Source organism: Leeuwenhoekiella polynyae (assembly GCF_004104075.1).
In the GTDB taxonomy this organism is placed as follows: domain Bacteria; phylum Bacteroidota; class Bacteroidia; order Flavobacteriales; family Flavobacteriaceae; genus Leeuwenhoekiella; species Leeuwenhoekiella polynyae.
This window is the reverse complement of sequence record NZ_QOVK01000002.1, coordinates 275,624-294,378: the sequence shown is the minus strand read 5'-3', so window position 1 is coordinate 294,378 and position 18,755 is coordinate 275,624. Positions and strand designations below refer to the sequence as shown.

Below are 18,755 nucleotides of genomic sequence, written 5' to 3'. Positions count from 1 at the left end.
CATTCAGCCCATTCCCCTACATTCCGCGAAAAGCTATATTTCAGGCAAAGCGCTTCATTAAAACAAGTCTTGGACACAACTATAAAGCTTCCGATTTCCTTTCCACTTGCCCACTCATTCCCAAGAAAATCGGGAAGTGGTCAAACTCCATTTCAACCTACACCTTTCAAGTTAAGTCCGCTTGACGTTCTACTTCAAAAGGATATACAGTTTTCATAATTCGTTCAGCCCAGTCCCCTGCATTTCGCGAAAAGCTACATTCCGGGAAAAGAGCTTCTCTGGACAGGTCTTGGACACAATCCCCAATTTCGACTTTCCATTCCGTTAACCCTTCCGCTATGCTGGAAAGTAACACTACATTCCCTTGCCAAAATCGTGAATCAAGTCCGTTTAAAAAAGGAAGTTAATTATCATACAATATACACGCAAGGTAAACTCGTAAAATACTTTCATCAAAAGACTACGGCATAAAGCCATCTCTTCTTCCCTCGCTTATTTATTCCGTTTCCTTTTGAGCCAAGATTTTAGCTTCCGTTTGGTTTCTGCTCAAATATTGTTTAACCAAAAATTTTAACATTATGAAAAATACAACTGTAAAATCCGACATTTCATTGCAAGAAGCAGAAGAACATTATCAATTGAGTAGTGAAAATTACACTATTGAAAGTGCGGAGAGTCATTTAGCTTACTACAGAGAAAAGCATCCCCTTTACTACCAAGTATTAAGTAATGTTTAATCTGAAAATCAGAAAGAACCTTTTGTAGAATGAGATAACTACTCACCAAAGTAATATTAACCTTTTATTGAATACGAATTTCATAACCCGTTCAGCACATTCCCCTGCATTTCGCGAAAAGCTACATTGCGGGAAAAGAGCTTCTCTAAATAGGTCTTGGACACCATCCCCAATTTCTACTTTCCATTCCGCTAACCCGATCCGCTGCGCTGGAGCGGAACGCTTCATTCCCAATCCAAAATCGTGAACGGAGTCCGCCAAATCGGAATTCCATTTAATCATTTGGTGCCACTTCCTATGTTATTGTACTTCACAAAGTCTTTAGAAATACTTCCGCACCCTCGCTGCCCTAACCTTTTTTTGCCAGCAAAATACCAACATTTTGAACTTGAACAGACTGCATAAACCGTTACGCTGCGCTTCACTTTTTATAAGTCCTTATCATTTCAAAATCTTGAAACTGTATCAGCAACAAAAAAAGGTAACAGCGAGGGCCTTTAGATTTGTCATATAGTATTTATCTATAATGGTGATTGTGTTGAAAAGAGGGGGTCTGGGGGAGACTCATAACTTTCAATTTTGTTAATAAATACAAGTTTGGTAGGTGAACTTCGGCGACGGCTAGGATAACGACCTATATAGAGTTTTGGCACCTACCCTTTCTAAAATTGAAATTAATCATTCCTTGTCATTAAATTTAGGATGATAAAAGAAAAAGGACGGGGTGAACTTTTGCGACGGCCAGGTTCACGGCCTCTATAGCGTATTAGTCCCCGTCCTTTGTAACCAGATTGCCAGAACCATATAGGATTTTAGCCTTTGCTATTAAAGGTCTTAGTTTAAGCAATCTATTAAATGCAATATAAAAATATGGAAATTATTGATGTTATTGGTATTGATGTGAGTAAACTGACTTTGGATTGTTGTATCCATAAAAGTGGACTTCAAAGGGGGTTTGCAAACGATCCAGAAGGTATTGGCAAGATGATCAAGTGGTCTTTGAGCAAAAGTAAGGTGAACAAGGAAAATCTCTTGTTCATATTGGAGCACACAGGACTCTACTCGGATAGGCTCGTAGAATCATTGGACAGAGAGAATTACTTGCTAAAAGTAGTATCTGGTCTGGAGATCAAGCGCTCGTTAGGGATCATTAGGGGTAAGGACGATAAGGCGGATGCCAAACGCATAGCCTTGTATGGTTATCGAACCCGGGAAGAGGGGGTATTGGTTAAATTACCCGGCTCCACCTTGGTTAGGTTGAAACGGTTAATGTCCCTTCGAAGAAAATTGGTTGGACAACGGGCGGGACATATGGCGACACTTAAGGAGCAGAAAAAAGTTTTAGAAGAGGATGCTCTTTTGTTCTGGGTACAGGAGGACATTATAAACCTCTTGAGCTGGAGAATAAGTGACCTTGAACGTGAAATGGACAAGCTATTACAGAGCGATCAGGAGTTAAAGGAAATGATGGAGCTATTGGTTGGGATAAAAGGAATTGGCAGGGTTACTGCTCGTTTCTTGATCGTATATACGGCTGGATTTACATCATTCGGGTCGTGGAGGAAGTTTGCTTCCTATTGTGGTATAGCACCTTTTCCGCATACCTCAGGGACTAGTATAAAAGGAAGGACGAAGATTAGCCGTTTGGCAAACCTTGAAGGTAAATCACTGCTTCACCAATGTGCCATTGCTGCAATAAAGTCAAGTCCAGAGATGAAAGCGTACTATGAGAGGAGGCTTGAAATGGGTAAGAGCAAAATGAGTACAATCAATATAATAAGAAATAAGTTGGTGGCCCGGGCATTTGCGGTGATTGCGCGAGGGACACCTTATGTGAATACAATGGGCTACTTCTCCTAATTCACAGCTCCATTCATTTTTCATTTGCACTGCAAAAAGGTTCAATCCAAGTGAACATTTTTAGCGGTTAGAAACTTATTTTGCAAATTCTGCATAGAATTACTTCATAACGCATTTTGTGCCGTAGCGTTGAAGGAAGCTTCTCTTCATCTTCAGGCACTCGACTTCCTGGCCGTCCATATAGCACATTAACTTTTTTTGGTAGCGAAATAACAACATCCATTCCTGCAGGCGGCATAAAGCCGCTTCGCTTTTTATACGCCCTATGCAGGTCTGGATATTGTAAAATTATTTGCATCAAAAAAAGGTAATGTAAAGGCTCTATGGGAAGTAAGTCGAAAACAAAAAAAGATGAAATCAAATCCACCACAAAATATCGCAACGGCACAAAAGAATCAAAAAAAGGAAAATGCTCTGGATATAAAAAGTATGTCGATCAAAAAGGCTTTGTGGGTAAAAAGGAGGACTATAGAAAAAAATTATGAAGGGAAATTTGGAATTATCATAGGATACTCTATGGGAAGTAAATCTAAACTGAATAGTATGAAATCTTACAAAAACATCAAAAAGGAAGCGGGACTAAAAAAACAAAAAAAGGAAAACGCTCTGGATATAATAAGTAAATCACTTCAAAAAATATAAACGCAAACTGTCTGAATGGTTCGGATAGTATTTTAATTAATTTTTAATTCTTTTATTATGAGTACTTTAAAAAATCACGTACAGTTAATCGGAAATGTTGGCCAAGAGCCACAAATCACGAACCTTGAAAGCGGTAAAAAGGTAGCCCGTTTTTCACTCGCCACAAACGAGTATTACAAAGATGCCAAGGGCAAAAAAGTCCAAAGTACGGAATGGCACACGATTGTAGCCTGGGGCAAAACTGCCGAAATTATCGAAAAATATGCCGGAAAGGGCAAAGAAATCGGGGTAACGGGAAAACTGAAATCCCGAAGCTACGAGGACAAGGACGGTATAAAAAGATATGTTACCGAAGTGGAAGCGGGCGAAATCCTTTTGTTGGGAACTAAAAACGGCAATAATTCAGCCGAGTAATCTAAAATTAAAGAGGGCGTTTCCGTCTAAAGTTGCGCCCTCTTTTTTCATTATTAACTCCTTAAATAGAAATCACAATGAAAGCACAAGTTAACGAAATCAAAGAGGGATTGCAACATTTTCACGGTTCGGAAACCATATTTCAAATCCCATTATTAAGAACCCGATACACCAACGGACTGAAATATTTGGCGGAAGCTGCCGAATGTTTTTGGCTCATTACGGACGCTTCCGTAATCGCAAAAAGCCTGATGAACCAAAGCGAATTTATTACTATCGACTTCAAGAGATTGTCCGAGGACAAACAGGATTTTACGGGCTACGAAGCTGAGATAATCTACACGGATGGAAATGATAATATTTTGGAAAAACACGGGTATCGGGCGACTGATTTTCCGCTCGATGAACTGCGGTTGTTTTTTGTGAATAATACACTGATGTTACCGAGCGAATACTAACCCCTTCAAAACCTAAAAATTATGATCTATCTAAATTTTTCAGACCTGAACGGGGATGCCCAAGAACGTCTTTTGGAAAGTTCAAAAAAGGACGTCGAGCAAAAATTTGGCGATGATATTCGGAAGTATTCAAAAAAGCATTGCACCAATTTTGAGGTAATGATCGAGGAAGAAGCACGAAGGAATTTATACAGTTATACCTATGTGTTTAATATCTGAAATTGTCCAAATAGGAACGGAAAGACCTTTGAATTTTCAGAGGTCTTTTTTTGCTAAAACATATCCAGTTCAATAAAAATCCTTATCTTTATTTCGCTGAAATTCAGCATTCAATTTTACGCAGGGGAATCCATTTTTTGACTTTCGCCGATAACCCTGCCCATCGAAAAATTACATAACGGGAAATCTTTTCCCTGAAATTGGCAATTGGCTTTTAGCCGAATTGTACGAAATTTTTGCCCCGAGAACTCGGGGCGAAAAGGAGTAGCAAGAGGGTAACACGCGATGCGATGTTAAGTACTCCTTTTCCTTGTTAATCATCTGATTTTAAAACACTTAAAAATCAATCGATTATTTGAATTTCTACAATTTGCGACAAATGCCCCGAAAGCGCCCATTTTTAGGGAAGGATTTGCGACAAATCGGCGAATTATGGACTCATTTACCGGCATTAGGTTCAAAAAGGAAACGGCGAAACGTTTCCAGCAATTTTCAAAAGCACACTTCAAATCTCATACCGAGGCAATGGCCACGATGCTCGATTTTTTCCACTACAACGAGATATCCCCACGGGAAAAACTGGGCCCGACCGGAAGGACGATCGAGGCCAATTTAAAGAAACGGATCAATGCGGTAATTGCCATAATGAGGGATATGGAAAAGACCCAGACGAAACCCACCGTGGCGATGATCGAATCCCTTTTTCAGACCGAAGAACCCAAAAAGAAACCCTTGATCTTAGAGAAGAAATTTGTGGAAGAAAAGAAGGAAGTACGCTTCCGCGAAAAACGAAATCAAAAGAACGAACTGTAAATTTTTGAGCTATGTATATTACGATCACACCTCAAAAACTTGGCGGTAATTACTCCCAAAGTTCGGTCGATTTTGTGGGCTATCTGGAAAAGGAAAATCAAGGTCTGGAGCAGGAGGATATGGAGCATTTTTTCAATCAATATGGCGATGAAATATCGGCCGAGGAAGTGGTAAAAGATATTGATGGAAACGGTGCCAAACTGAAAAAGAAAGAACCGAAATTCTATTCGATTACCGTCAGCCCTTCTAAATACGAATTGAACCGATTGCAGAACAGTAGCGATGATCTGAAAAAGTACACCCGTGAGCTGATGAAGGATTATGTGCAATCGTTCAATCGCGAAATCAATGGGCGGCCTGTAAACGTAAATGATATAAAGTATTATGCAAAAATAGAGCATCAACGAACGTTTAAGGGTTTAGTATATTTTTTATCACTCCAAATTCATTACTGGAAATCAAAAATTAATTACACTATCCAATGCATCGTCAGCATCTTTATGAATAAAGTTAGCTTGATAGTTTATGGTGGTAGTAATATAAGAGTGCCGATATAGTTTTTGAAGCATTATATTTAAATGAGTGGCTACTAGCCTAAAAAATTGCCATGATAAACTTTGTTATTTATACAATCAATTTTAGTCATAGTTTGTTATATATTATTAGTGTCTTTGCAGGAATTAATTTTTATGTTTTTATTAAAATTTGAGTAACTAATCAGTATCTAATATAGTTGTTTTTGGCATGACAAAAAGACCTTGAAAAATTTTTGCTTCATGCCATAGTCGGCAAGAATATTAGTTCAATATTTTTGCTTTTGTACTTTCATGGTGTGAATATCGAAGCACTTATAAGGCATCTTGAAGCATTGGAGAAAAAAGTGGAATCCCTTGAAAAGGAGAATACTTTTCTAAAGGATCGCCTGGCTAAATATGAATATACCAAGAACAGCCGTAACAGTTCTATACCACCTTCTAAGGATGAGAACCGACCTCTAAAGAATCAAAGCTTGCGAGTCCCTACTGGTAAAAAGCCGGGTGGACAAAAGGGGAGACAGGGCAATGCCCTTGAAATGATAAGCTTTACGGATGTGGTTATTGAGTTACAACCGGAGTATTGCAATGTCTGTGGTGCATCCTTGCAGGATAGGTCCCCTATCAAAGAAAACTCCAGGCAAATAATAGATCTCCCACCCATAAAAGCAGTCTATACAGAATACCGGACATTCAGCAAAATATGCGGTTGTGGATGTCAAACTACTTCGGGCTTTCCACAACGCGTGAATGCCCCTATAAGTTATGGAGAAAATATCGAAGCACTTATTGCTTATTTCCATGCTCGCCAACACTTGCCCTTTGCCAGGATGAAAGTAACTTTCAACAATGTTTTTGGAGTCAATATTAGCGAAGGGGGCATCCATTATCTACTCGGGAAGTTTGCCCAAAAAACCACTCCGATGTACCAAATCATAAAACAACGGGTGCAGCAAAGCCCGGAAGTAGGCACGGATGAGACCGGGGTCAAGGTCAATGGCAAGAAGCATTGGTTCTGGACCTGGCAAACCTCCAAACTTACTTTTATTGCTCATTCAGATAACAGAGGGGGCCAAACTATCGACAGGGAATTCCTCTTGGGATTTCCCCAAAGCACTTTGGTACACGATGGATGGAAAGCACAGCTTAAAACCGCTTCCTAAAACCATCAAAGCTGTTTGGCGCATTTGAGCCGTACGCTGAACTACCTTAACCAGCGGTATCCTAAGAATAAATGGAGCAAAGATTTTAAAAAACTTCTTGCACGGTTCCTAAAACTTAAAAACAAATTGGACCTTCAAAACCGGGAACATCAAATTGAAAGAACCTCCATTGTAAAGCACCTGACTTACTGGAACGGCCTCCTGATAAAAAACATAAAGAGCTTTACACTTTTTACAAAAGAATGCGCAAAGAAAGGCATAGCCTCTTTACCTTTCTCTACTTCAAAAACGTGCCGCCAGATAATAACGCCTCGGAGCGGGCCATACGCAATGTAAAGGTCAAACAAAAAATATCATGACAGTTCAAAAAAGAACAAGCAGCACAGAATTTTGCTAAAATAAGATCGGTAATAGATACAACCATTAAAAGTGGGGCAAATGTCTTAAATAGTCTTATTTTTATAGCAGAATTAGGTACAGAAGTACAAACTGATTAGTTACAAAAAAAAGATTCTAATTTTATAACACCGTAACCTAAAATTATGCGTATTCAAAAATATGTACATTCTTGCATTTTAATTTCTGAAGGTGATAAAAAGTTGCTTTTCGATCCGGGAAAGTTCACCTTTCAGGACAAGCTGGTAGCTCCTGAAACCTTTAAAGATGTAGATTTTATAATTTTAACCCATGATCATCTCGATCATATAGATATTGATGCGTTAACCCTAATCTCCAAATTATCGGGAGCCGATATTTATGGGAATTCAGAAGTGACGGAGGCATTAAGCGCCCAAGGTCTAAAAGTTCATCTGTTTGAAGAAGGACAGAAAATCCTGGGTTCCTTTAAAGTGGATGCTTTAGTTACACCCCATCAGGAAATATTATCTGAAAAATGTCCTAAAAATACCGCTTACCTAATTAATGATAAAATTTTAAATCCCGGCGATTCCTTCAGCAACAAGCTCCTTAGGTTTAAAGGTATCCATTGCTTGATTTTACCCGTGATGGCTCCTTTTTTAACTGAACTGGATGTTTATCATTTTGCGTTAAAAATGAAGCCCGAAATTATATTTCCGGTCCACGATGGATTTGCCAAACCTTATTTTTTAAAGCAACGCTATAATACTTATCTCCCTTATTTTAAAGATGAAGGGATCCAATTTCTGACTTTATATGAAATTGGCGATGGGATTTCTTTCTAAGATTTCAAAAATAATTATTGCGAAGATGCTTTTTCTGCAATAAATATTACTTTTGTTTATAATGTTCGATTACAAACTTCAGGTATTTTATTCGGTAGCTACCCGTTTAAGCTTTTCGAAAGCTGCGGAAGAACTTCATATTACCCAGCCGGCGGTTACCAAACACATCAAAAACATTGAACTTCATTTTAAACAACGCTTATTTGAACGAAAAGGTAACAGCATAAACCTTACTCCGGCTGGGATAACCCTTTTGCAGCACACCAAAACGATTTTTGGCCAATATAAGGCGCTGCAGTTCGACATGAACGCGCTTATAGATCAAACGGAAGGTGTTTTAAGAATAGCCGCCAGCACTACGGTAGCGCAATATGTGCTTCCGGAAGCTCTTGCTAAATTTCATAAAAAATTCCCCAAGGTAAGTTTAACCTTACTAAATGCCAATACCGAAAATGTGGAAAAGGCGATCTTGACCGACACGGTAGAATTGGGATTTATTGAAGGCTATTCCAAAAATCGGGAAATTGCCTATCATCCATTTTTAAAAGATGAAATTGTATTGGTAGTGGCCAATGGTCATTCCTTGTTTAACACGCCTGCTATGAGTGTAAAAGAATTGGTTGATAAGCCTTTAGTGTTAAGGGAAGAAGGATCCGGAAGTTTGGAGATTATCCTGGAAGCACTGCAAAAACAAAGCGTAAGCTTGCAAGATTTAACTATCGAAATGCGCCTGGGTAGTTCCGAAAGCATTAAAACTTATTTAAGCGATAAGTATAGCATGGCTTTTTTGAGCGTTAATACCATTTTAAAAGAACTAAAATCGGGAGAACTGGGAATTATCGATATACAGGATTTTTCGATAGAGCGGCCTTTTCATTTTATCTTTAAGCAAGGCCATCAGTCGGCATTATCTACCTTGTTTCTAAATTTCCTGCAACACCATTATAACACTAAGTTATAATAGATAACTTTTTATCATTTGCGTTCCCTCTAAATCCCGGCTACATTTACATCGGATTAAGCATTAATGTATTGTTTTTATGCCTTAAAATGTAACTCTATGAATTTTAAAAAAATCAGTCTTTTTGGAAAAGACTTTACCGGTTCAAAAATAGCTTTCCTTCTTATAGCTTCCCTATGCTTAACTCCACTCATTTCGCCACCTATTGCCCTGGCGATAGGATTGGTGGTTGCTCAATTAATAGGAAACCCCTTTAGCAGCCTGAGCCATAAAGCCGTAAATTGGTTATTGAAAGTTGCTGTAGTGGGATTGGGTTTTGGAATGAGTGTATCGAGCGCCCTACAAGCCGGGAAGGAAGGTTTTTTATTTACGGTCGCATCGATTAGCCTTACGTTAACTTTGGGCTTACTTTTAGGAAAGTTGTTCGGCATCGATAAAAAAATATCCAAACTTATTTCGTCTGGAACGGCAATTTGTGGGGGAAGTGCCATCGCGGCCATTTCTCCTATAATAAAAGCCGATGCCAAGCAAATTTCTGTATCTATGGGAATTGTGTTTTTACTGAATTCTATCGCGCTGTTTATCTTTCCTTCTATTGGGCATTACCTGCACCTTACGCAACACCAGTTTGGAATTTGGTGTGCTATTGCTATTCATGATACAAGTTCGGTAGTAGGTGCTGCAGATGTGTATGGCCCAAAGGCCCTGCAAATTGCCACTACCGTGAAACTGGCAAGGGCTTTATGGATTTTACCGGTATCCTTGCTTTTTGCGGTATTTTCTAAAGGAAGCACCAAAAAGATAAAAGTGCCCTATTTTATTGGGTTGTTTATATTGGCAATCGCTATAAACACCTATGTGCCTGCGGTTCAGCATGTTTCAGGTTATATAGTGCAAGGCGCAAAGATGGCCTTAACCCTAACCCTTTTTCTAATTGGTACCAGTCTTACCGCTAAGTCGTTGAAAGTTGTAGGTTTAAAACCACTTTTACAAGCTGTTATTATATGGGGTTTTATTTCGATAGGCTCTTTAATGGTGATATTGCATACTATAAATTAAAACGGCAAGCATTTTTATTAATGATTCCGTAACCTTAACACAAAAATAATTATGAAATTTTTAAAACTAAAAATGTCAGTAAAGATCTGGGCATTAGTATTGGTCTTATTTAACCTTAGTTGTAATACTTCGGTTAAGAAAGATGTTAATAAAAAAGAGGAATCTTCTTCGAAAAGTGAATTGTTACAACCCAAAATAAAATATTCTCCCAAGGATGGAATAATTCGAATTTACGGCGCCGGCGGTCCACAAACGGCCATAATTCGAGCTGCTAAGGTCTTTGAAAAGGAAACCGGGAATAAAGTTGTGGTTAAATTTGGTCCCGAATCTAAATGGACGGCCGAAGCTCAGGCTGATGCAGACATTATTTGGGGTACTGCGGAACAATCTATGACGGCATTTTTACAGACCTATACCGAGTTTAAAAGTGAAAATGTGGAGCCCATTTACCTCCGTCCTGCGGCAATTGCAGTTCAAAAGGGAAATCCTAAGCATATTAGAGGGATTAAGGATCTTTTAAAACCAGGAATGCGGATTGTGGTGGTAGAAGGGGCTGGAGTTTATAACACTTCTGGAACCGGGGTCTGGGAAGATGTCGTGGGCCGAACTGGGAATTTAGAAGATTTGAAGGAATTTCGTAAAAACATTATCAATTATGCTATGGGAAGCGGTGCCGGGTTTAAAGCTTTTAAAGAAGAAAATGCCGATGCCTGGATTACTTGGAATTATTGGGTAATCACACATCCAGAGCAGGCCGATTTAGTAGAGATCGAACCAGATAGGGCTATTTATAGAGATCTTACCGTGGTAACGAATAATAAAGCAGATGCTGAAGCTAAAGAGTTTATAAAATTTCTAAAAAGTCCACCTGCGGAAGAAATTTTTAAATCTGAAGGCTGGATCCATTAAACGATTTTAATACCAATTCTATATATCCATTAAATTATTTATATCATGAAAACCTGTGTAAATTTATCAACGATACTGCTTTTTTTGCTGGCACATTCGGTGTTTGCACAAAACGCGAAAGATTACGAACATCGTTACGATGCCCCCTGGGAGACTTCCCCGCTTGCAGGGACTGTATTTACAGGATATGGGATCGATAATGCGCCAGATTTTCATGGCGATGTAAATAACCCCGATCTTGTGGTTTTCTTTGCGGGTAATCAATATATGGCCGTTCCGGAGCTTCTGGAAGCTTTCAGAAAAAAGTATCCTAAATACAGCCGGGTATTTGCCGAAACAATCCCTCCCGGAATAGAAGGGCAACAACTGGAAAGCGGAAACCTTATTTTGGGGAATATGCGGATAAGCCTTAAACCAGATATTGTTACCGCCGGAAAAGGAAAAATTGAACAAGGGGAAAAAGAAGGCAGGTTTATAAAAACCCTGGCTTACGCAAAAAATAAATTAGCCATTATGGTTGCGAAAGACAATCCTAAAAATATTAAAAGCTTATACGACCTGGGTAGAGCCGACGTAAAAATAAGCATGCCCAACCCAGAATGGGAAGGTATCGCCACCCGAATTATTAAAGCTTATGAAAATGCGGGCGGAAATGATCTTAAAACCCATATAATGAACGAGAAGTTAAGTAAAAATACCACTTATCTTACCACGATCCATCATCGCCAAACTCCCTTAAGGATTATGTACGGGGAGTCTGATGCCGGCCCGGTTTGGTATAGTGAAGCCTATTATCAATCTTCACTTACCAACCATCCAATAGATATGGTTGCGATTCCAGATGCTATTAATGTAGAAGCCACATATATGGCGGGTCAATTAAAAACAGCTCCCCATCCGGAAGCGGCCAGTGCATTTATGGAATTTTTAACTTCGCAGGAAGCAGTGCAGATTTATAAAAAATACGGATTTAGTTCTGTAAATTAAGGCTTTTAAATTAATTAGTATAACCCACGCATAATATGAAAATTAAAAACTTATTGCTCGTTTTTTTCCTTACAATTCTAACCTTAAATTTTGCTGCGGCACAAGAATGGCAAACTCCCGTTATCGACGGTTACGGAAAGGTGAAATACTTTAAAGATGCGGGAATTCAACCCGAGAAAGATAAGGAGTATAAAATCCTTTATCATTTAACTTCAAAAAATGAAAAGGAAGGGGTAAATGCCGGTCTGTGGCATATTGCGCGACAGGTAAATTTATTTGGAGTAACCGGGGTGCCTTCACAAAATGTTAAAATAGTTGCTGTAATTAGCGGCCCCGATACCGATATTGTAATGTCTGATGATGCCTATATGAAAAGGTACCAAAAGAAAAATCCCAACCTCGATTTAATGAAAAAGTTAACTGATTACGGGGTAAAAATCGAAGTTTGCGGGCAGGCAGCTGCCGAACACAATATAGACCCTTATTCAGAATTAAATAAATATACTGATTTCACCCTTTCTGCGCTTATAGATATTCCTACCTATCAAATGCAGGGCTATGTAATAATGTTCTAAAAACGAAGCAATTTTTCCTGAATACCCACTTTTGGCCTCTCAAGCTCAATAATTCGAGCTCAATCCCGGATTTTATAATCTCCAGGTATTTAATTCGGGAAGAGGGAATTAAACCACTCATGAAATAATTATGGAAGATTTAAAATCGGTCGTTAAAGCCATTACCTATTTGTTTGGTACCTGTACAGCATTAATAATTGTATTATTTGCCGGCGCTTACCTTTATAATTCGAATCCCTCGTTGTTTGCACAAAAACCAACTATCGCCACAGTTTGGAAACCTAAAGATGTGGAGGCCGAATTCAGTTCGGGGAATATGCCGAATAATGTAAAATACGGGTATCAACTTATCTCCGAAACCCCAAAATATATGGGGCCCATGGCAAAAGACACTTCTATGAAGTATGCCGGCAATAATCTGGCATGTATGAACTGCCATTTAAAGGCTGGTACACAGGCAGGATCTGCTTCCTGGATTGGGGTGACTAACAGATATCCGAAATTTAGCGGTCGTTCCAATAAAATGAGTACAATAGAAAACAGGATAAACGGCTGCATGGAACGTAGTATGAATGGTAAAAAACTTCCAACCGGTTCCCGGGCTATGAAAGCTATAGTAGCCTATATGGAATGGTTAGGAAAAGATATGCCCAAGGAAAAAGAAAAGGAATATAAAGGATATGCAGAAATCAGCCTTCCGGATACTGCCGTAAACCTGGCGGAGGGAAAATCGCTATTTGCAAAGGAATGCATGGTCTGCCATGGGCAAAATGGAGAGGGGGTAAAACTGACCGATAGCACCAAAGGCTATCAATATCCACCATTGTGGGGGGCCGACAGCTATAATAACGGGGCCGGAATGCACCGGGTTATAACTTCGGCAGAATTTATTAAAGGAAATATGCCTTTCGGACAGGCTACCTGGAACCATCCAAAATTAACCGATTTAGAGGCCTATAATTTGGCAGGTTACATCAATAGCTTTAGCCGACCTCTAAAAGAAAACACCCAGTCAGACTATCCCGATAAAAAGCAAAAACCAGTTTCTACTCCTTACGGGCCCTGGACAGATCCATTCCCACCTTCTCAACACGCCTTGGGGCCTTTTCCGCCAATTATTAAATATTATAAGGAAAGATACCAGCTGGTAAAAACAAAATGAAAAAATTTTATATTTTTTAAGGCCTTTTCAATGAAGGTTTAGGAACGAAAAAACAGCATAAAGAGAAATACTAACATACTCATTATTGCGGTAAGCAGAAAGGTAAGCGATGCCCCGTAAAATGTCCATAACAAACCGTCTCATCACAATGGGTACAATGAAAATGGATGTGCAGATCTTGGTCAATTTCACAATTGTACCCTACTTCACAAAGTGCATATTTTGGTATTCTCGTTCCATCGTGTATTTGATGTACGATTCCGCTCGTTTCAAAAGTCATAATGGTGCGGGATAATGTTGCGCGATCAGCCTTTACAAAGGCATTTTCGATCTCGGTCAGGGCAACGGCCCTATCGAATAGTAGATCAAACTTTTGGTGGCGAGCCTCTTCATAATCCCCATTTATAACCCATTCCATAAATGCTTTTTATATAATCTTCACAACCGGCACGGGAAAGCTTTTTTTTCAAATTATTGATGTGTGCGTAGACAAAATCGTGGTTGTCCAGCATATCGGCCATATCCCCGGATAAATGTTCGGCGATCGACCCTTTTGAGATGAATCTGCTTTCATTGCCGATGAGGAAGAGCAAAAGGCGATATTCTTTTTTAGTGATTTTTATGGGTTTTTTATTAACGGATACCGACTTGGCCATAAGGTCTATCTGCAATTCATTGAACTGAATAATATTTGTATTCTCAAAATTTTTCCTGCGCATCAACGAATAAATACGTGCATTAAGTTCCGAAAGATGAAAAGGTTTGGACAGATAATCATCCGCCCCAAGCTGTAGGCCTTTGATCTTGTCTTCGACCCTGTCCTTGGCGGAAATAATGATGACGCCATCCTTTTTATTTTCCCTCTTGAAGGCTTCAAGGAGCTCAAGGCCATTCCCTCCCGGCAACATAAGGTCCAAAAGGATACAGTGATACCTGTAATCAAATAGTCTGGAAAGGCTTTAGTCCCAGCAGTCTATTTTATTTTTTAAAAAATAAAAATCCATTTTGGCCGGGAATACTGTTGAACAATCAGCAGGTCTGGACTAATTTTATCCGTTTCAGAAATTGGAAATAAAATAGGGGATTTGTAAATAATAATCTTAATTTTGCACACTTAACATACAAAGGCGATGGAGTTCGCCAAAACCGCCCAAAAAGCTAATGACTCCTGCTCAATTTAATCTAAAACGATTATGGGTAGGATTTTTTTATTGGTGGGCGCAGGGGGTTTTTTGGGCAGTATTGCAAGGTATCTCATTGCAATATGGCTGACCAAACACTTCCCATCCGCGTTTCCTTATGGAACATTTGCCGCAAATATTTTGGGCTGTCTGTTGATCGGGCTGGTATTTGGCCTTGGGCAACGCTTTGAATGGCTCACGCCGGAAGTACGCCTTTTCCTTGCCACCGGTTTTTGCGGGGGCTTCACCACTTTTTCCTCCTTTACTTTAGAAAACACAATTTTACTTCAGAATTCCAACTACCTCACTTTTGCCATCTACGCAATAAGTAGTTTCACGCTTGGCTTATTAGCTGTATTTGGGGGAATAACTTTAACAAAAATATGAATATGAAAAACTTTAATCCTTGGCACCACGTGCCCATCGGAAACGGACAACCTGAAATGGTTCAGGCAATTATTGAAATCCCCAAGGGGAGTAAGGCTAAATATGAACTGGATAAAGAAACTGGGATGCTCCGCCTGGACCGGGTGCTGTTTTCGTCGGTAAACTATCCCGAAAATTATGGGTTTATCCCCCAGACTTTGGGGGAAGACCACGACCCGCTTGATATTTTGGTGCTTTCGCAAATCGATGTGCAACCGCTCTGTATTTTGGAGGCCAAAGTAATCGGGGTAATGCGGATGATCGATAATGACGAAGCCGACGATAAAATAATCGCGGTCGCGAAAAATGATATGAGCGTAAACCATATCAACGATGTTTCAGAACTGCCCAAACACTTTGCCCTGGAGCTCAAAAACTTTTTTGAGGATTACAAAAAGCTGGAAAATAAAACCGTCCGGGTGGAAGAATTTCAAAATGCGGCAATGGCGAAAGAAATTATTCAACAAGCAATCACCGATTATCAACAAGAATTTAAAAACTAAAATTATGAAAATTCAAAAACTCATTGCAAGGGAAGTTTTGGACTCCCGTGGAAATCCAACTGTGGAAGCAGAAATTACTTTAGAAAAAGGATTTTTTGGCCGTGCCATCTGCCCTTCCGTTGCAAGTACTGGGGAAAAGGAAGCTGTTGAACTCCGGGACGGGGGCAAAACGCGATACAATGGCAAAGGGGTATTAAAGGCGGTAAACAACATTAACCAAATTATCGCACCGGCCCTTTCCAATAAGGTGTTCGATAACCAACAGGAGTTGGACAATTTTCTAATGGAACTGGACGGCACCTCCAACAAATCAAATCTTGGCGCCAATGCCATACTGCCCATTTCTATGGCATTTGCCAGAGCGGCAGCAGCATTTTCGAAAGAGCCTTTATACCGTTATTTGAATACCGATGGAAAATTCACAATGCCGGTGCCCTGTATGAACGTGATAAATGGCGGGGCTCACGCCGATAACAATGTGGATTTTCAGGAATTTATGATTGCCCCCCATAACGCCCCCGCTTTTTATGAAGCTATCCGAATGGGAGAAGAAACTTTCCACGCCTTGAAAAGTATCCTGAAAAATAAAAATTACTTTACCGGGGTTGGCGATGAAGGCGGGTTTGCACCTAATTTAAAATCAAACGAAGAAGCGATTGAAGTAATTCTTGAAGCTATTGAAAAAGCAGGCTATAAACCGGGCACCGATATTTCCATTTGCCTAGATCCCGCAGCGAGCGAACTATGGCAGGAAGGGAACTATGTTTTATTTAAAAGCACTCAAAAAAAATATTCAAGCAACCAGCTCATTGATCTTTGGAAAAGCTGGGTAGATCAATATCCCATTATTTCGTTGGAAGATGGAATGGCGGAAAACGACTGGGAAGGATGGCAGACCCTGACAAATGAACTGGGGAGCAAGATCGAATTGATCGGGGATGATCTGCTGTGTACCAACAAAAGACTTTTACAGGAAGCCATTGATAAAAACGCCTGTAATTCCATTCTCATCAAGTTGAACCAAATAGGTACAGTTACCGAAACCTTGGAAACAATAGCATTGGCAAAGAAGAACAAATACAGTTTTTTCATTTCCCATCGAAGCGGGGAGACCGAGGATACTTTTATCGCAGATTTGGCCGTGGCAACGGCAGCCGGAAAAATAAAAACGGGAAGCGGTAGCCGTGGCGAGCGCATTGCCAAGTTCAATCAACTCATCAGGATAGAACAGGAATTGGGCAAAGAAGCTGTGTTTACGGGGATAAAAGCCTTTAAAAATAATTAATTAGGCCGTATGAATCTGAAAAAAATTAAAGAATCTTTAGCCTCAATAGAACAAATACCCTCCCTTCTATATCTTTTAAAGTGGATCTTGATCTGCTTGTTAATAGGTGCCATTGCCGGAAGTATTTCTGCGTTTTTTCTTTTAAGCCTGGAATGGGCAACTGCCTGGCGGGAATCCCATTTATGGATTATTGCCTTATTGCCCGTAGGTGGTTTTATAATTGGTCTTTCTTATCATCTATATGGAAATAGTGTCGTTAAGGGCAATAATTTATTATTGGAGGAATTTCACTCCCCAAAAAAGATCATTCCTTTCCGGATGGCACCTTTAGTGCTGTTCGGAACTGTTCTCACCCATTTCTTCGGGGGGTCAGCTGGTCGTGAAGGGACGGCAGTTCAGGTAGGTGGCGCAGTGGCCGACAGGTTTACGAAGCTGTTCAAACTTTCAAGACGAAACCGTAAAATTATGTTGATTGCCGGGATAAGTGCCGGTTTTGCTTCGGTGTTTGGAACACCCTTGGCCGGGGGAATCTTTGCCCTTGAAGTTTTGGTATTGGGGCGTATAAGATTGGATGCTATTATCCCAAGTTTTATGGCGGCTGTTTTTGCTGATTATTTTTGCAGGATTTGGGGCGTTTCCCATACCCAATATCATATAACCGAAGTAGCTAATATGAACCCGGCAAATTTGTTATGGGCATTATTGGCAGGGATTATTTTTGGCCTGGTAGGGATGCTGTTTTCCAAATCGACCCATTTCTGGAGCGATTTGTTTAAAAAATACATCAATTATCCGCCTTTACGACCGGTAATTGGTGGGGTTATTTTGGCAATCGCTATCTATTTTATGGGAACCACCAAATATATAGGGCTTGGCATTCCAACTATTGTCGATTCTTTTAATATTCATCTCAATTCTTATGATTTTTTATTAAAAGTTTTGTTCACCTCGTTTACCCTTGGCGCAGGCTTTAAGGGAGGTGAAGTAACCCCTTTGTTCTATATCGGGGCTACATTGGGCAACGTTTTGATTTGGTTTATTCCTTTGCCAATGGGTTTGTTGGCGGGTATGGGATTTGTGGCCGTTTTTGCCGGGGCAACCAATACGCCCATTGCCTGTACGGTAATGGGAATAGAACTTTTCGGAATAGAATCAGGTGTCTTTATAGCGTTAGCTTGTAGTACTGCTTATTTATTCTCCGGCCATTCCGGGGTTTATTCCTCCCAAATTATAGGAAGCCCAAAGCATCCGGTTTATACCCGCGAAAAAGGTCTTCAATTAGCTGAAATTAAACATAGACGAAATAAAAACAATAATAAATGAAAAACCACATAACCATCAGGATTTACTTTGAATACGGTCAAAAAATAAAAAACCTTTCTTTTTGGAACAGATTGAAGGCCGGCGATTTTGCTTCAGAATTGATAAAAAAAGCCAAAGCTTTTGATTTAGATCAGGCGTTGAATTTTAACGTGAGCAAAGGGTATTTTGAAAAAGGAAAAATTCACTGGGGAATTAGTGAAACAAGGCATTATAAGCATCCGCACGTGGTAGAACTCACTGATACAGAAGAAAAAATCAATGAATTTTTACAACATCAAAAGCTATTGCTTGAGGAAACAAAAATCGTAGTGGTAAAAAGTGAAATTGAATTGAAAAAATAAAG

At 39.7% G+C, this 18,755-nt stretch carries 19 protein-coding genes, 4 pseudogenes and 1 riboswitch; of the genes and pseudogenes, 21 read left to right on the top strand and 2 right to left on the bottom strand.

Annotated features, from left to right (window positions below):
* The first annotated feature begins 578 nt into the window (after positions 1 to 578).
* The 16 genes and pseudogenes from DSM02_RS20310 (at position 579) to DSM02_RS04405 (ending at position 13,694) form a co-directional block, all read left to right on the top strand.
* Positions 579 to 737 (top strand): hypothetical protein, encoded by a 159-nt coding sequence (locus tag DSM02_RS20310; RefSeq protein ID WP_164076249.1) that lies wholly within the window; start codon positions 579 to 581, stop codon positions 735 to 737.
* A gap of 870 nt (positions 738 to 1,607) precedes the next feature.
* On the top strand, positions 1,608 to 2,597 hold the full coding sequence (locus tag DSM02_RS04480) for an IS110 family RNA-guided transposase (protein WP_128764524.1): 990 nt from the start codon (positions 1,608 to 1,610) through the stop codon (positions 2,595 to 2,597).
* Positions 2,598 to 2,948: 351 nt separating this feature from the next.
* Complete coding sequence (locus DSM02_RS04475) at positions 2,949 to 3,239, top strand: hypothetical protein (RefSeq protein WP_128764523.1); 291 nt, start codon at positions 2,949 to 2,951, stop codon at positions 3,237 to 3,239.
* Positions 3,240 to 3,296: 57 nt separating this feature from the next.
* Positions 3,297 to 3,653 (top strand): single-stranded DNA-binding protein, encoded by a 357-nt coding sequence (locus DSM02_RS04470; RefSeq protein ID WP_128764522.1) that lies wholly within the window; start codon positions 3,297 to 3,299, stop codon positions 3,651 to 3,653.
* A gap of 77 nt (positions 3,654 to 3,730) precedes the next feature.
* Complete coding sequence (locus tag DSM02_RS04465) at positions 3,731 to 4,111, top strand: DUF6876 family protein (protein ID WP_128764521.1); 381 nt, start codon at positions 3,731 to 3,733, stop codon at positions 4,109 to 4,111.
* Positions 4,112 to 4,132: 21 nt separating this feature from the next.
* Complete coding sequence (locus DSM02_RS04460) at positions 4,133 to 4,330, top strand: hypothetical protein (protein WP_073100629.1); 198 nt, start codon at positions 4,133 to 4,135, stop codon at positions 4,328 to 4,330.
* 432 nt (positions 4,331 to 4,762) lie between these two features.
* On the top strand, positions 4,763 to 5,143 hold the full coding sequence (locus tag DSM02_RS04455) for a BfmA/BtgA family mobilization protein (RefSeq protein ID WP_073100007.1): 381 nt from the start codon (positions 4,763 to 4,765) through the stop codon (positions 5,141 to 5,143).
* A gap of 11 nt (positions 5,144 to 5,154) precedes the next feature.
* A pseudogene (gene mobB, locus DSM02_RS04450) lies at positions 5,155 to 5,562 on the top strand (MobB family relaxase); the annotation flags it as partial.
* 470 nt (positions 5,563 to 6,032) lie between these two features.
* Positions 6,033 to 7,336: pseudogene (tnpC, locus tag DSM02_RS20545) on the top strand (IS66 family transposase); the annotation flags it as partial.
* 45 nt (positions 7,337 to 7,381) lie between these two features.
* A complete protein-coding gene (locus DSM02_RS04435; RefSeq protein WP_073100009.1) occupies positions 7,382 to 8,041 on the top strand; it encodes an MBL fold metallo-hydrolase in 660 nt (219 codons plus the stop codon).
* A 61-nt stretch (positions 8,042 to 8,102) separates the two neighbouring features.
* Positions 8,103 to 9,002 carry a LysR family transcriptional regulator gene (locus tag DSM02_RS04430; protein WP_073100010.1) on the top strand — a complete coding sequence of 300 codons (900 nt, stop codon included), beginning with the start codon at positions 8,103 to 8,105 and terminating at the stop codon, positions 9,000 to 9,002.
* A gap of 99 nt (positions 9,003 to 9,101) precedes the next feature.
* Complete coding sequence (locus DSM02_RS04425) at positions 9,102 to 10,061, top strand: YeiH family protein (protein WP_073100011.1); 960 nt, start codon at positions 9,102 to 9,104, stop codon at positions 10,059 to 10,061.
* A 72-nt stretch (positions 10,062 to 10,133) separates the two neighbouring features.
* Entirely contained in the window at positions 10,134 to 10,970 is an 837-nt protein-coding gene (locus tag DSM02_RS04420) for an extracellular solute-binding protein (protein WP_073100012.1), read from the top strand.
* Positions 10,971 to 11,015: 45 nt separating this feature from the next.
* Entirely contained in the window at positions 11,016 to 11,957 is a 942-nt protein-coding gene (locus DSM02_RS04415) for a molybdate ABC transporter substrate-binding protein (protein WP_073100013.1), read from the top strand.
* 35 nt (positions 11,958 to 11,992) lie between these two features.
* Positions 11,993 to 12,532 carry a DsrE family protein gene (locus DSM02_RS04410; RefSeq protein WP_083557958.1) on the top strand — a complete coding sequence of 180 codons (540 nt, stop codon included), beginning with the start codon at positions 11,993 to 11,995 and terminating at the stop codon, positions 12,530 to 12,532.
* Positions 12,533 to 12,662: 130 nt separating this feature from the next.
* The gene (locus DSM02_RS04405; RefSeq protein ID WP_073100014.1) at positions 12,663 to 13,694 is read left to right on the top strand and encodes a c-type cytochrome; all 1,032 of its coding nucleotides are present in this window, start codon (positions 12,663 to 12,665) and stop codon (positions 13,692 to 13,694) included.
* Between the two features lie 100 nt (positions 13,695 to 13,794).
* Here DSM02_RS04405 and DSM02_RS20540 read toward each other — a convergent pair.
* Both DSM02_RS20540 and DSM02_RS20765 read right to left on the bottom strand, forming a co-directional pair.
* A pseudogene (locus DSM02_RS20540) lies at positions 13,795 to 14,043 on the bottom strand (transcriptional repressor); the annotation flags it as partial.
* A 40-nt stretch (positions 14,044 to 14,083) separates the two neighbouring features.
* Positions 14,084 to 14,620 (bottom strand): annotated as a pseudogene (locus DSM02_RS20765) (response regulator transcription factor); the annotation flags it as partial.
* A 191-nt stretch (positions 14,621 to 14,811) separates the two neighbouring features.
* Positions 14,812 to 14,872: riboswitch (Fluoride riboswitch) on the top strand.
* A gap of 15 nt (positions 14,873 to 14,887) precedes the next feature.
* Between DSM02_RS20765 and crcB the strand changes: the two are divergent.
* From crcB to DSM02_RS04370, 5 genes are read left to right on the top strand one after another with little or no spacing between them, the layout of a single operon-like run.
* On the top strand, positions 14,888 to 15,262 hold the full coding sequence (crcB, locus tag DSM02_RS04390; RefSeq protein WP_073100016.1) for a fluoride efflux transporter CrcB: 375 nt from the start codon (positions 14,888 to 14,890) through the stop codon (positions 15,260 to 15,262).
* Between the two features lie 2 nt (positions 15,263 to 15,264).
* The gene (locus DSM02_RS04385) at positions 15,265 to 15,804 is read left to right on the top strand and encodes an inorganic diphosphatase (protein WP_073100017.1); all 540 of its coding nucleotides are present in this window, start codon (positions 15,265 to 15,267) and stop codon (positions 15,802 to 15,804) included.
* Between the two features lie 4 nt (positions 15,805 to 15,808).
* Positions 15,809 to 17,089, top strand: coding sequence for a phosphopyruvate hydratase (eno, locus tag DSM02_RS04380; protein ID WP_073100018.1), 1,281 nt, complete (start codon positions 15,809 to 15,811; stop codon positions 17,087 to 17,089).
* Positions 17,090 to 17,098: 9 nt separating this feature from the next.
* Entirely contained in the window at positions 17,099 to 18,412 is a 1,314-nt protein-coding gene (locus DSM02_RS04375) for a voltage-gated chloride channel family protein (RefSeq protein ID WP_073100019.1), read from the top strand.
* The gene (locus tag DSM02_RS04370; RefSeq protein WP_008612696.1) at positions 18,409 to 18,753 is read left to right on the top strand and encodes a DUF190 domain-containing protein; all 345 of its coding nucleotides are present in this window, start codon (positions 18,409 to 18,411) and stop codon (positions 18,751 to 18,753) included. Before DSM02_RS04375 ends, DSM02_RS04370 begins: the two co-directional genes overlap by 4 nt.
* Positions 18,754 to 18,755 lie beyond the last annotated feature (2 nt).

Bases quoted from the DNA above. Each gene is read 5' to 3' on its own strand.
- DSM02_RS20310 (WP_164076249.1), top strand. From the start codon at position 579: ATGAAAAATACAACTGTAAAATCCGACATTTCATTGCAAGAAGCAGAA.
- DSM02_RS04480 (WP_128764524.1), top strand. From the start codon at position 1,608: ATGGAAATTATTGATGTTATTGGTATTGATGTGAGTAAACTGACTTTG.
- DSM02_RS04475 (WP_128764523.1), top strand. From the start codon at position 2,949: ATGAAATCAAATCCACCACAAAATATCGCAACGGCACAAAAGAATCAA.
- DSM02_RS04470 (WP_128764522.1), top strand. From the start codon at position 3,297: ATGAGTACTTTAAAAAATCACGTACAGTTAATCGGAAATGTTGGCCAA.
- DSM02_RS04465 (WP_128764521.1), top strand. From the start codon at position 3,731: ATGAAAGCACAAGTTAACGAAATCAAAGAGGGATTGCAACATTTTCAC.
- DSM02_RS04460 (WP_073100629.1), top strand. From the start codon at position 4,133: ATGATCTATCTAAATTTTTCAGACCTGAACGGGGATGCCCAAGAACGT.
- DSM02_RS04455 (WP_073100007.1), top strand. From the start codon at position 4,763: ATGGACTCATTTACCGGCATTAGGTTCAAAAAGGAAACGGCGAAACGT.
- DSM02_RS04435 (WP_073100009.1), top strand. From the start codon at position 7,382: ATGCGTATTCAAAAATATGTACATTCTTGCATTTTAATTTCTGAAGGT.
- DSM02_RS04430 (WP_073100010.1), top strand. From the start codon at position 8,103: ATGTTCGATTACAAACTTCAGGTATTTTATTCGGTAGCTACCCGTTTA.
- DSM02_RS04425 (WP_073100011.1), top strand. From the start codon at position 9,102: ATGAATTTTAAAAAAATCAGTCTTTTTGGAAAAGACTTTACCGGTTCA.
- DSM02_RS04420 (WP_073100012.1), top strand. From the start codon at position 10,134: ATGTCAGTAAAGATCTGGGCATTAGTATTGGTCTTATTTAACCTTAGT.
- DSM02_RS04415 (WP_073100013.1), top strand. From the start codon at position 11,016: ATGAAAACCTGTGTAAATTTATCAACGATACTGCTTTTTTTGCTGGCA.
- DSM02_RS04410 (WP_083557958.1), top strand. From the start codon at position 11,993: ATGAAAATTAAAAACTTATTGCTCGTTTTTTTCCTTACAATTCTAACC.
- DSM02_RS04405 (WP_073100014.1), top strand. From the start codon at position 12,663: ATGGAAGATTTAAAATCGGTCGTTAAAGCCATTACCTATTTGTTTGGT.
- crcB (WP_073100016.1), top strand. From the start codon at position 14,888: ATGGGTAGGATTTTTTTATTGGTGGGCGCAGGGGGTTTTTTGGGCAGT.
- DSM02_RS04385 (WP_073100017.1), top strand. From the start codon at position 15,265: ATGAAAAACTTTAATCCTTGGCACCACGTGCCCATCGGAAACGGACAA.
- eno (WP_073100018.1), top strand. From the start codon at position 15,809: ATGAAAATTCAAAAACTCATTGCAAGGGAAGTTTTGGACTCCCGTGGA.
- DSM02_RS04375 (WP_073100019.1), top strand. From the start codon at position 17,099: ATGAATCTGAAAAAAATTAAAGAATCTTTAGCCTCAATAGAACAAATA.
- DSM02_RS04370 (WP_008612696.1), top strand. From the start codon at position 18,409: ATGAAAAACCACATAACCATCAGGATTTACTTTGAATACGGTCAAAAA.